14 protein-coding genes are annotated in these 11110 nt (G+C 68.7%); 7 read left to right on the forward strand and 7 right to left on the reverse strand.

Translation table 11 applies throughout. From position 1 onward, the window contains the following. The first annotated feature begins 17 nt into the window (after positions 1–17). Entirely contained in the window at positions 18–674 is a 657-nt protein-coding gene (locus ACOZ4I_RS10910) for an AIR carboxylase family protein (protein ID WP_423999420.1), read from the forward strand. A gap of 39 nt (positions 675–713) precedes the next feature. Here the strand turns inward: ACOZ4I_RS10910 and ACOZ4I_RS10915 are convergent, their stop codons facing one another. Beyond that, positions 714–1250: a cob(I)yrinic acid a,c-diamide adenosyltransferase gene (locus tag ACOZ4I_RS10915; protein ID WP_423999422.1), complete on the reverse strand. Its 537-nt coding sequence runs from the start codon at positions 1248–1250 to the stop codon at positions 714–716. A 187-nt stretch (positions 1251–1437) separates the two neighbouring features. Here ACOZ4I_RS10915 and ACOZ4I_RS10920 point away from each other — a divergent pair, with 187 nt between their 5' ends. Continuing rightward, positions 1438–2487 carry a lysylphosphatidylglycerol synthase transmembrane domain-containing protein gene (locus ACOZ4I_RS10920; RefSeq protein WP_423999424.1) on the forward strand — a complete coding sequence of 350 codons (1050 nt, stop codon included), beginning with the start codon at positions 1438–1440 and terminating at the stop codon, positions 2485–2487. A gap of 38 nt (positions 2488–2525) precedes the next feature. Here ACOZ4I_RS10920 and msrA read toward each other — a convergent pair whose 3' ends face one another. Then, positions 2526–3194 carry a peptide-methionine (S)-S-oxide reductase MsrA gene (gene msrA, locus ACOZ4I_RS10925; RefSeq protein WP_423999426.1) on the reverse strand — a complete coding sequence of 223 codons (669 nt, stop codon included), beginning with the start codon at positions 3192–3194 and terminating at the stop codon, positions 2526–2528. A gap of 89 nt (positions 3195–3283) precedes the next feature. Between msrA and ACOZ4I_RS10930 the strand changes: the two genes are divergently transcribed. The 3 genes from ACOZ4I_RS10930 to ACOZ4I_RS10940 all read left to right on the forward strand — a co-directional run bounded on the left by ACOZ4I_RS10930 (position 3284) and on the right by ACOZ4I_RS10940 (position 4141). After that, positions 3284–3454, forward strand: coding sequence for a hypothetical protein (locus tag ACOZ4I_RS10930; protein WP_423999428.1), 171 nt, complete (start codon positions 3284–3286; stop codon positions 3452–3454). Between the two features lie 70 nt (positions 3455–3524). Continuing rightward, on the forward strand, positions 3525–3734 hold the full coding sequence (locus ACOZ4I_RS10935; protein WP_423999430.1) for a DUF7511 domain-containing protein: 210 nt from the start codon (positions 3525–3527) through the stop codon (positions 3732–3734). Positions 3735–3772: 38 nt separating this feature from the next. Continuing rightward, a complete protein-coding gene (locus tag ACOZ4I_RS10940) occupies positions 3773–4141 on the forward strand; it encodes a response regulator (protein ID WP_423999432.1) in 369 nt (122 codons plus the stop codon). A gap of 170 nt (positions 4142–4311) precedes the next feature. Here the strand turns inward: ACOZ4I_RS10940 and gcvPB are convergent, their stop codons facing one another. The 5 genes from gcvPB to ACOZ4I_RS10965 form a co-directional block, all read right to left on the reverse strand. After that, complete coding sequence (gcvPB, locus tag ACOZ4I_RS10945) at positions 4312–5730, reverse strand: aminomethyl-transferring glycine dehydrogenase subunit GcvPB (protein ID WP_423999434.1); 1419 nt, start codon at positions 5728–5730, stop codon at positions 4312–4314. An 82-nt stretch (positions 5731–5812) separates the two neighbouring features. Then, the gene (gcvPA, locus tag ACOZ4I_RS10950; RefSeq protein ID WP_423999436.1) at positions 5813–7168 is read right to left on the reverse strand and encodes an aminomethyl-transferring glycine dehydrogenase subunit GcvPA; all 1356 of its coding nucleotides are present in this window, start codon (positions 7166–7168) and stop codon (positions 5813–5815) included. A gap of 97 nt (positions 7169–7265) precedes the next feature. Next, the gene (gene gcvH / locus ACOZ4I_RS10955; RefSeq protein WP_423999438.1) at positions 7266–7649 is read right to left on the reverse strand and encodes a glycine cleavage system protein GcvH; all 384 of its coding nucleotides are present in this window, start codon (positions 7647–7649) and stop codon (positions 7266–7268) included. Then, the gene (gcvT, locus tag ACOZ4I_RS10960) at positions 7646–8737 is read right to left on the reverse strand and encodes a glycine cleavage system aminomethyltransferase GcvT (RefSeq protein WP_423999440.1); all 1092 of its coding nucleotides are present in this window, start codon (positions 8735–8737) and stop codon (positions 7646–7648) included. Before gcvT ends, gcvH begins: the two co-directional genes overlap by 4 nt. Positions 8738–8873: 136 nt before the next feature. Continuing rightward, positions 8874–9539, reverse strand: coding sequence for an HD domain-containing protein (locus ACOZ4I_RS10965; RefSeq protein ID WP_423999442.1), 666 nt, complete (start codon positions 9537–9539; stop codon positions 8874–8876). A 169-nt stretch (positions 9540–9708) separates the two neighbouring features. Between ACOZ4I_RS10965 and ACOZ4I_RS10970 the strand changes: the two genes are divergently transcribed. After that, on the forward strand, positions 9709–10161 hold the full coding sequence (locus tag ACOZ4I_RS10970) for an NYN domain-containing protein (protein ID WP_423999444.1): 453 nt from the start codon (positions 9709–9711) through the stop codon (positions 10159–10161). Between the two features lie 75 nt (positions 10162–10236). Continuing rightward, positions 10237–11082, forward strand: a complete 846-nt coding sequence (locus ACOZ4I_RS10975) for a TatD family hydrolase (RefSeq protein ID WP_423999446.1) — start codon at positions 10237–10239, stop codon at positions 11080–11082. Positions 11083–11110 lie beyond the last annotated feature (28 nt).

Consider the following 11110-nt stretch of genomic DNA (forward strand, 5'->3'; position numbering starts at 1 on the left):
CGGTCTGACGGCCTCGTATGACACCCGACAGCGTCCAGTCGCTCATCGACCAGTTGCGCGAGGAAGCCGAGATGGACCGCCCGAACGACCTGACGCCGGACGTGGGCATTGTCATGGGATCGGACTCGGACCTGGCGACGATGGCCGGCGGGAAGGGCAAGCGGCCGGGGGCCTACGCCGCGCTCGCCGACGAACTCGGCTTCGAGGAGCAGACCGACTACACCGACGCGCCGGACGCCCGGTTCACCTTCGAGACGTTCGTCTGCTCGGCCCACCGGACGCCGGAACTGATGTACGCCTACGCCGAGACGGCCGCCGACCGCGGCATCGACGTCATCATCGCGGGCGCGGGCGGCAAGTCCGCCGACCTGCCGAACATGACCGCGAGCATCGCCTACCCGCTGCCGGTCATCGGCGTCCCCGTCCAGGAGAAGTCCGTCGACTCGGTCATCGGGATGCCACAGGGCGCGCCCATCACCGCCGTCGACGCCGGAAAGTCGTTCAACGCCGCGCTCTCCGCCGCTCAGATTCTCGCTCGCCAGCACGACGACCTGCGTGACCGGCTGGTCTCCTACCACGAGGACCTCCAGACCGAGGTCGGCGAGGTGTCGCGTGACCTCCACGAACTCGGAACGCCAGGCTTCAAGGACGAGTACTGGGAGCGAGAGGAGTAGACCCGCTGGTCGGGCCGGACCGCGAGACGGCGGTCCGGCTCAGTACTCGGGGTTCTCCTCGCGGACGCCCTCGCGCTTGTTGACGAGGCGGGCGAGGGTAAACAGCGCGTCGGAGAGCCGATTGAGGTAGACGATGGCCGCCTCGTTGACGCCGGCCTCCTCGGCGGCGAAGGAGACGCAGCGGCGCTCGGCGCGGCGACAGACCGCCCGCGCGTGGTGAAGTTTCGCGCCGGGTTCGGAGCCCGACGGGAGGATGAACGACTCCAGCGGGTCCAGTTCGGCGTCGGCGTCGTCGATGAACGACTCCAGGGAGTCGACGTGTGACTCGTCGATCTGTGGGTCGTCCTCCTCGGGGTTCGGGTTGGCGAAGTCGGCCTGGACGATGTGGAGGTGGTTCTGTATCTCGCGCAGTTTCTCGTCGATGTCGTCGTGTCCGGTCGGTCTGACGACGCCCACCAGCGCGTTCACCTCGTCGACGGTCCCGTAGGCCTCGATGCGGCGACTGTCTTTCGACACCCGCTCCATGTTTCGGAGGTCGGTCTGGCCCTGGTCGCCGCGACCGGTGTAGATGGTCATGGGCGAACGTGACACTGCCAGCGTCTTATAGGCGTGGGCGAATCGTTGGGGCGTGTGACGTACCGCACTGAAGACCGCCGGAACGAACCGCTCAGGGGGCTTCGAGCGGCGGACCGCTCTCGGTCCCGGCGGTCGGGAACGCGGGGTGAATCAGACTTATCTCGCTCCCGGACGCCTGTCGAAGGGAATGGCCCTCCGACGGTGGCGACTTGTGTCCTCGGCCCTGCTGACCTGTGCGCTCCTGGCGGGGTTTCTCTGGCTGGTCGACCTGCCTCGGCTGGGGGCGGCCCTCCGCGGAACTGACCTCCCGGTGTTCGCCGTCGGCGTCGTCGTGACGGCGGTCGGAGCGGTGGCCTGGAGCGAGTCCCAGCGGCACCTCCTGGCGGCGTCCGGGGCGACACTGTCGCCGTGGCGGAACTTCGTCGTGTTCTCCCTGGGGATGGTCACGAAACAGGTCCTGCCGATGGGACACGCCCTCGGGACGGCCGTCGTCGCCTACGGCGTCGGGACGGAACTGGACCGTCCCTACGTCGAGAACCTCGCGCCGGTGTCGGTCACCGAACTGCAGTCGCTGCTCGCCTCGCTCTGTCTCGCCGGTATCGGGTTCGGATTCGTCGTCGTCACGCTTCCGTGGACCCCGGGGCTCCGGTCGCTCGGGAGCGTCCTCGCGGTCGTGGCCGGCGGGACGCTGGTCCTCGCCGTCACCGTCTGGTACCGCCGTCGCGTCGTCGGGCGGTCGTTGCTTGCGGTCGCCTCGCTCGTCCAGGCGACCGCCGGGCGAGTCTCGCCGAGGGTACGGCGACTGTCCCGGCCGGAGGCGCTCACCGCCGAGGTCGAGCGATTCTACGTGACGGTCGGCGCGGTGGCGAGCGACCGGACTCGGGTCCTGCTCGGGTTCGCGTGGGCGCTCGTCGGCTGGGTCGCGTTCAGCGTCCCGCTGGTGACGAGCGCGGCGGCGCTCGGGACCGCCGTCCCCGTCGCGGTCGCGCTCTTCGTCGTTCCGATGGCCGGCTTCGCGTCGCTCGTCCCGGTCCCGGGCGGGCTGGGGAGCGTCGAACTCGTCATGACCGGACTGGTGGTCGTCGTGAGCGGTCTCGACCCGACGCTCGCGGCGGGCGTCACGCTCCTCTATCGCCTCTGTACCTACTGGCTCGTCGTGCTCTGCTGTGGCGGTATCGTCGCCGCGTTCGGCGCGGCCCCCGGAACGGCGCTACGGGCAGTGACGCGCCGGAACTGACACCCGAACGAGCGGGTCGGCCCGCCGTCCGTCGCGGTTCAGAGCCGACGGCGGACCTCGGAGAGGGCGGCCGGTGTGAGGTCCAATTTGGCGAAGACGGCGTCGCGCTTGTCGGGGTCGCCGTGGCCGGCCACGAAGCCGTTGAGCCGCGCGGCGACCGTCGAGTCGACGAACGCGTCGCCGTAGACGCCTTCGAGTTCGTCGGCGACGACCGGCGTCGACCGGAGCTCGTACTTCTGGTGGTAGTCCTCGGCCAGGGAGAAGCGGTCCAGCGACTCGATGGCCGTCTCGACTGCCTTCCCCGTCCGCGTTTCGAGGGCGTCGCGCGACGCCTCGGCGGCCTCGCGCTGGCGCTCGTCGTGTGCGAGGACGACGCCGCGGTACTGGCGTTTGTGCGGGGCCGAGAAGGGAGCGTGGTTCGCCCAGAACACGTCCAATAGGTCCGAGTACGCGAGCCTGTCGGGGTCGTACTCGACCTGGGCGACCTCGGTGTGGTCGCCCAGCGAGTAGTAGCTGGGATCGGGTTCGGTCCCGCCGGCGTAGCCGACGCGGGTTCGGGCGACGCCGTCCATCGCCCCGAATCGGGCGTCCGGCCCCCAGAAACAGCCCATGCCGAACGTCGCCGTCTCGGTGCTGTCGGGCGGCGGCGCGTCGGCGTCCAGAGCGAACGCCGTCGGACGGTCGGGTTCGTACGCTGGCGCGGTCATAAGACGGCTTCGGGCCGGAGCCGTTTGCCTGCTTCGCCGGCGCGAGCGGAACCGGGAAATTCAATTGCCCCCGAGCGAAACGTCAGGGCATGAGCCTGGAACTCGAACACTACTGCCCCGAATGCGAAGAGTACCGCGACTTCTGGAAGGTCGCCAGCACGTCGATGCACCTGGGCACGAAGGTCAAGTGGCACTGCCCCGAGTGTGACTACGGGTTCGTCCGCATCGACGGCGAAGTCGACACCGGTCAGACGGCGTAGCTCTCCGTACCGATATAGAGACCACTTAGCAGCTGTTTTACATGCGCCCGCTGAGGGTCCGAGTACATCGATGAGCCTCGATCCGGACGCGGCGAACGCGGCAGATTCGGCCTCCGACCACCCGGAAGCGCCCCCGACGCTGTCGATGACTGTCGTCGAGTACTCCGGTGAGCCGGATCGGTGTACCGTCTCGCCGGAGGGGCTGTCGGGGCTCGCCCGACTCTCGACGTGGCTCACCGTCGACCGGTCGGTCGTCGTCGACCTGTCTTCGATGCGCTGACCGAGAGTTTTTACCGCGGTATCTCGCACGTAGTCGTAATGAGCATCGAGGTGTTACTGGTGGACGAAGACGCGGACGTGCTGGAGATCGTCGGCACATTTCTCGGGCAGGAAGACGGGTTCGAGGTCACGAGCGAGACGGATCCGGAGGCGGCGCTCGAACGGGTCTTCGAGGAGGAGTTCGACGCCGTCGTGAGCGACTACAAGATGCCGCGCCTGGACGGTGTCGAACTGTGTAACGCCATTCGAGAGCGCGGAGCGTCGATCCCGTTCCTGCTGTTTACCGCCCGCGAGCGCGAGGACGTGGCTGACGTGGCCGCCGAGAACGGTGTCACGGCCGTCGTCCAGAAGGGAACCGGAACCGAGCAGTACGGGGTCCTCGCCGACCGCATCCGCGACGAAGTCTAGACGTCCGTCCGTGGCAGTGCGAGCGTGATGACCGTGCTGCTGTCGTCGCCGCTCTCGCATTTCTCGTATCGCAATCGAAGCCCGTCTCTCGTTTCATCCGGCTCTGTCGCCCGTCCCCGGGATATCGAACTATCCGCACGGGCGCAGTGGTAGGTGTCGAACCCGGCCGGCTACGCGTCGTCGAGTGCCTGCCAGGAGAGCCGGGGGGTCCGGGCGGCGCTGACCTGATCGATGCGCTTGGCTGCGGGCCGAGACGGGGCCGCCGCGAGCGTCTCGTCGTCCTCGGCGGCCACCGCATCGAACGCGGCCGCGAGCTGGTCGAGCGACCGCTTCGTCTCGCCTTCCGTCGGTTCGGTCATCAGCGCCTCGTCGACGATTTCAGGCCACTTCGTCGTGGGCGGGTGGACGCCGTAGTCGAGCATCCGCTTTGCGGCGTCGGCAGCGTCCTGCTCGCCAGCGCTCGCGACGAACTCGTGGTGGAACGGGCCGAAGGGCACGTCGTAGTCGATCTGCTCGGCGAGGTAGTTCGCGTTCAGCACGGCCTTGGCGCTGGCGTCGCGCAGGCCGGCGTCGCCGAGTCGGGCGATGTAGGCGAACGCCTTGACCAGCACCGGCCAGTTGCCGTAGAAGCCGTGGACCTTGCCGATGGACGCCTCGGGCTCGTAGTGCTCGTAGTTCCCGTCGCGCTCCCTGACGTGCGGGGTCGGCAGGAACTTCGCCAGCCCCTCGCGGACGCCGACGGGACCGGCCCCGGGGCCGCCGCCGCCGTGGGGCGTCGCGAACGTCTTGTGGACGTTGTAGTGCATCACGTCGAAGCCCATGTCGCCGGGGCGAGCGCGCCCGAGCAGGGCGTTGAGGTTCGCGCCGTCGTAGTACAGCAGTCCCCCGGCGTCGTGAACGAGGTCCGCGATCTCCTCGATGTCCCGCTCGAACAGCCCGAGCGTGTTGGGGTTCGTGAGCATCAGCGCGGCGGTGTCGTCGCCGACCGCGGCCGCCAGCGCCTCGGTGTCGACGCGACCGTCGTCGCTCGGGAGTTCGACCACCTCGTAGCCGGCCATCGCCGCCGTCGCGAAGTTCGTGCCGTGGGCGGATTCCGGAATGACGACCTCGCGGCGCTCGTCGCCGTTGGCCTCGTGGTAGGCCTTCGCGATCTGGATGCCGGTGAACTCGCCGGCCGCGCCCGCCGGTGGCTGGAGCGTGACGGCGTCCATTCCGCCGATACGGCCCAGGTAGTCCTGCAGGCGGTGACACAGCGCGAGCGTGCCCTGGACCGTCGCGTCGGGGCGGTCCGGGTGAATCGCGGCGTCCTGCCGGGCAGCCACGTCCTCCGTGAACGAGGGGTTGTACTTCATCGTACAGGACCCCAGCGGGAACGGCCCGCTCTCGACGCCGTAGTTCATCTGCGAGAGGCGGGTGTAGTGACGCGCCAGCTCCGGCTCAGCCGGGGCCGGGAGCGTGAGCGAGTCCCGCGTCAGGTCCTCGGGCAGCGCGGAATCTTCGACCTCGACGGTCTCGTTCGCCTTCTCCGAGAGCAGCGGCTCGTAGCGGTCCTCGCTGTCGTCGGTCCAGCGGGCCTGGTCGTATTTCACGCGAGACACCCCCGCGTCGAGCGTGAAAGTCGTGGGACGCGATTCGTCCCACGGCGGTTCGCCGAACGCAGTGCGGCGAGTGTCATTTCGCCACCTCCGATAGCGCCGCCATGAGGCCGTCTTCGGCCTCGGCGGTGGTCTCCGTGGCACACACCTGGATCAGGTGCTCGCCGACCTCGTGGACCGCGTAGCCCTCGTCGAGGAGGTCCCCGGCGACGGCGCTGGCCGGCTGGTCGGTGCTGGCGACGAACTCCCGGAAGTGGTGGCGGTCGTGGACTGGGGCCTGCACGCCGACGATTTCGTCCAATCGGGTAGCGAGGTCGCGAGCGCGTGTCACGCACTCGTTCGCGAGGTCGACCAGCCCGTCGGGGCCGAGCCACGCGGCGTGCATCGCGGTCCGCAGCGCGACCCACGCCTGGTTCGTACAGATGTTCGAGGTGGCCCGTTCCTTGCGGATGTGCTGTTCACGGGTCTGGAGCGTCAGCGTGTACGCGCGCCGGCCGTCGGCGTCCTCGCTGGCCCCGACCAGTCGCCCGGGGACCTGTCGCAGGTACTCCTCGCGCGTGACGAACATCCCGAGGCCGAACCCGTAGGCCGTGCCGGTCCCGAGCGAGGCCGCGTCGCCCACGACCACGTCTGCGCCCACGTCGACCGGGCGCTCCAGCAGGGACAGCGCCACGGGGTCCGACCCGAGACAGAACAGCGCGTCGTGGTCGTCGGCGAGGTCGCCAATCGCCCCGAGGTGCTCCTCGACGACGCCCCTGACCGTGGGCGTCTCGGCGTAGACCATCGCCGTCTCCTCGTCGATCGTCTCCGCCAGCGCGTCGACGTCGACGGCTCCGTCGTCCATCGGATAGGACTCGACCGAGAGCCCCGGGCCGTCCGCGTAGTTCGCGAGCACCGCGCGCTTTCCCTCGCGGAGGTGGCCAGGCACGAGAATTCGGTCGCCCGATACCGACCGCACGCGCTGGGAGAGCGTCGCGGCCTCGCCCAGCGCCGTCGCGTCGTCGTACATCGAGCAGTTGGCGACATCCAGTCCCGTCAGTTCGACCAGTATCGACTGGTACTCGAACAGCGCCTGCAGGAAGCCCTGTGCGACTTCCGGCTGGTACTGCGTGTAGGAGGTCAGGAACTCCGAGCGACCGGCGAGGTCGTCGACCACGCTCGGGACGTAGTGATCGTAGTGGCCTCGACCGAGGAACTCGGTGAGGTCCGCGTTCCGGCGGAGCAGTCGGGCGACTTCGCGCTTCGTCTCTCGCTCGCTCCGGGCGTCGATGCCGAACTCGCCGTCGAAAGCGACGGTGTCGGGCACATCGAACAGCGACTCGATGTCGTCGGCGCCCACTGCGTCGAGCATCGCCGCGGTCTCCGCGGCCGTCTGCGGTGCGTACGGACTGCCGCGCTCGCGTCGGTCGCGCTCTCTCTCACGCTCGCTCATGGGAAATCCACTCACCAGGGCCAAAAGACATGCTACCCGCCCGTAGCGGCCGTGCCTACATTAGGCTACTCCTTCCGCCGATGCAACACGACGCGGCTCACTCGATCTGGTCGCGGTAGTCCGCCGGCGAGAGCAGGTCGTCGAGTTCACCCTCGTCCGCGAGGTCGACTTCGAGCATCCAGCCGTCGCCGTAGGGGTCCTCGTTGAGCAGCTCTGGTTCGTCTCTGAGTCGGTCGTTGACCGCCGTTACCGTCCCGGAGACGGGGGCGTACACGTCCGAGACTGCCTTGATCGACTCGACGACGCCGAAGTCCTCGCCGGCGGTTAGCTCGGCCCCCTCGTCGGGCAGTTCGACGAACACCACGTCGCCGAGTTCGTCCTGCGCGAAGTCCGAGATGCCGATCTCGGCGGTCTCGTCCGTCGCGCGGACCCACTCGTGGGTGTCCAGGTATCGTAGTTCGTCGGGAACGTCGAAGCTCATCTGTCGAGAAATGGCGTGCTCCTGGTACGTGCTTTCTTCGGTTCCCCCCGGACGACGACGCGGACGGGCGTGTCCGGTTCGGCGTGGCCCACGGGCACGTACCCGAGAGCGATCGGCGTCCCGAGCGTCGGGCTCATCGTGCCGCTGGTGACGCGGCCGAGGGGCTCGCCGTCAGGTGTCGTCACGTCGTAGCCGTGTCGCGGGACGCCCCGGTCGATCAGCTCGATGCCGACGAGTTTCTCCTCGGGACCCTCGGCCTCGACGCCCTCCAGCGCGTCCCGGCCGACGAAGTCCGTGTCGAGCTTGACCGTCCAGCCGATTCCCGCCTCGTAGGGGGTCCTCGGTTCCTCGGTCGGGTGAAACTCCTGCCCGGAGAGCAGGAAGCCCATCTCCAGACGGAGGGTGTCACGCGCACCGAGGCCACAGGCCTGACACTCCAGCGCGCCCCAGACCGTTTCGGCGTCGGCCCACGGACAGAGCACCTCGAACCCGCGCTCGCCGGTGTATCCGGTCCGGGCGACGAGCGACTCGACGCCGGCGACCGTCCCCGCCGCTACCTCGAACCGGGAGAGGTCGGCGAGCGCCACGTCCGTCTCGGCCGCCAGCAGGTCGGGTGCGTCGGGTCCCTGTACGGCGATCATCGCGTACTCCTCGGTCCGGTTCGTCACCGCGGCGTCGAGGCCGCGGTCGTCGCGTTCGGTAAGCCACCGCTCGGTCATCTCTCCGTCGTGACCCGCGTTCGGGATGAACAGGTAGTCGTCGTCGATTCCCTCGGGAAGCCGATAGACGATGGTGTCGTCGAGCATGATGCCCTCGTCGTCTGTGATCGCCGCGTACTGTGCCTCGCCAGGGTCCAGCGCGGTCACGTCGTTCGTCGTCAGCCGCTGTGTCAGCGTCGCTGCGTCCGGACCGGAGACGGTGACCTGTCCCATGTGCGAGACGTCGAACTTCCCGACCGCGTCGCGGACCGCCGCGTGCTCGGCCCGGATCGAGTCGAACTCGACGGGCATCTCCCACCCGCCGAAGTCGGTGAACGAAGCGTCTGTGCGCGCGTGCGCCGCCGAGAGCGGCGAAGACCGCAGTGTCATAGGCGGAGGACACACGCCGAGCGGTCTTACCGTTTGGCCTCGACGAGAGCGATAAACTGTATGTGACGATAGCAAATCCGCGGTCGCCGAGAGAGATATCGTTTCGCCAGCGCCGTTCAGACGGGCCAGAGACAGCCTACCGCGTCGCGTCCGGTCCGATTTCCTCGTCGAACCGTTCGAAGAAGTCCGCGACGTACTCCCAGCGTGACGCGCCGAGGCGTTGCGCGGGTTCGGTGTGGAGCGCGGTCAGCCGCTCGCTCGCCCACTCCCGGAGGAGCGACACGTCCCGCTTGGCCGTAGTCACCTCTCGGGTCGCCGCCGTGTCGTCGATGACGGCGCACCGCACTCCCGAGCGCCCCGACCGTTCGCCGACGATTTCGGCGAGACGGACGATACCGACGGCCCCGATCGCATCCAGTTTGTCGGCGTCGAAGAGCAGTTTCGCCTCGATGCTCTCTGGGTCCGGCGAGTTCGACCGAATGCTGTGCGTTCGGAGACAGTGCTGGACCGCGGCGAGTCGGTCCTCCGAGACGCCCTCGGTTGCGAGCAGTTCGCTGACCTCCCGGGCCGCCCACCGACCGTGGTCGTCTACCTCGCCCGTCCGTTCGAGCGGCCGACCGATGTCGTGGAGCCACGCCGCGGCGGCGAGGAGGTCCTCGTCGACGGGGCCGGTCACGTCTGCGGCCAGTCGGAGCGCCAGGTCGCGGACCCGGTTCGCGTGGAACTCGTCGTGGGCAGGGAGGGCGTCCTCGTAGTAGGGCAGTGCCAGCGCTCGCGCGCGCGAACTGAGTTCGGGGGACACGACACGGCGTACGTCCAGCGATTTCAAATCGGTTGTGGGGAGACAGGAGCCCTTCCTGGAAACCGTCTCCCGTCCGGTCGGTCGCCTCTACCCCACCGCTTTGCTATAGCGGTTATCAGTTTACGGCACGAAACGGCACGCATAAACAGCTCAGCGGAAAACAGCGTCTATGAAGCTGCTTCGACGGATTCTCGACACGGACGAGTCGCGGACGCGGGTGGGACTGTTCGTCGACGGCCCAAACGTGCTTCGGGGCGAGTTCGACGTGGACCTAGACGAGGTTCGAGAACTGGCCGAGACGTACGGCCCGCTGGCGCTGACGCGGCTCTACGTCGACCAGAACGCGTCGCCGGGCCTTATCCAGGCCGCCGAGGCACGGGGATTCGAAGTCGTCATCACCAGCGGCGACGTGGACGTTCGGCTCGCCGTCGACGCGACGGACGCGGCCGTCGCGGGACAGATCGACGTGCTGGTCGTCGCCTCGCGGGACACGGACTTCAAGCCCGCGCTGGAGGTCGCCGGCAGAGAGGGACTTCGCACTGTCGCCGTCGCGCCGGGCGAGTACGGACGGTCCGACGCGCTCGGGAACGCCGCCGACGAAGCGGTGACGCTCGGCGAGTGAGCGGCTGAGGGGCGTTCTTGCAAAAGGGCAGTCGAGTCGGCAAGTGTTTTCTCCGGTCGCACCCGTGTGGCGCGTATGGACATCGACGACACGCCGGTGCTCGACAACCACCTGCACCTCGACCCGGTCAACGGCCGGAACGTCGAGGCGGCCGCGGAGTTCGCCGACCACGGCGGGACGCACCTGCTGGTGCTCAACAAGCCCTCCTGGCACCTCGTCGAGAAGGCGACCGACGAGGCGACGTTCCGGGAGGTGTTCGACCTGACCGTCGAGGCGGCCGCCGACGCATCGGACGTGCTCGACGGGCGGGCGTGGCCGGTGCTGGGCGTCCACCCGGCGCTCGTCTCGAAACTGGTCGGCGACGGCCACACACCAGCGGAGGCCCGCGACATCATGCAGGCCGGCCTCGACGTTGCGGCAGAGTACGTCGCCGAGGGGCGGGCGCTCGCGATGAAGTCCGGGCGGCCCCACTACGACGTGGACGACGCGGTCTGGGAAGCCTCGAACGACGTGATGCGTCACGGCTTCGAGCGGGCCGCCGATGTCGGCTGTGCGATCCAGCTCCACACGGAGGGCGGCGAGGACTTCGAGACGGTCGCGCAGTGGGCGGAAGAACGCGGCCTCGACCGCACGCAGGTGGTCAAGCACTACTCGGGTGGCCGGCTCACCGGCCCGGTCAAGTCGGTGCTGGCCGACAAGGACGAACTGGAAATCGCCATCGAGGCAGACGAGCCGTTCCTGATGGAGACGGACTACATCGACGACCCGGACCGCCCCGGCGCGGTCCTCGGGCCGAAGACCGTGCCGCGGCGGGTCCGCTGGCTGCTGGAGAACGGGCACGACGACGCGGTGCGGACGGCCCACGTCGAGACGCCCAAAGCGGTGTACGACATCGACACCGAAGCGACGCTGGAGCGGTGAGTGGCAACCGAAAAGGAGGCGGCAGGTC

It is taken from the genome of Haloarcula salina (assembly GCF_049603855.1).
GTDB lineage: Archaea > Halobacteriota > Halobacteria > Halobacteriales > Haloarculaceae > Haloarcula > Haloarcula salina_A.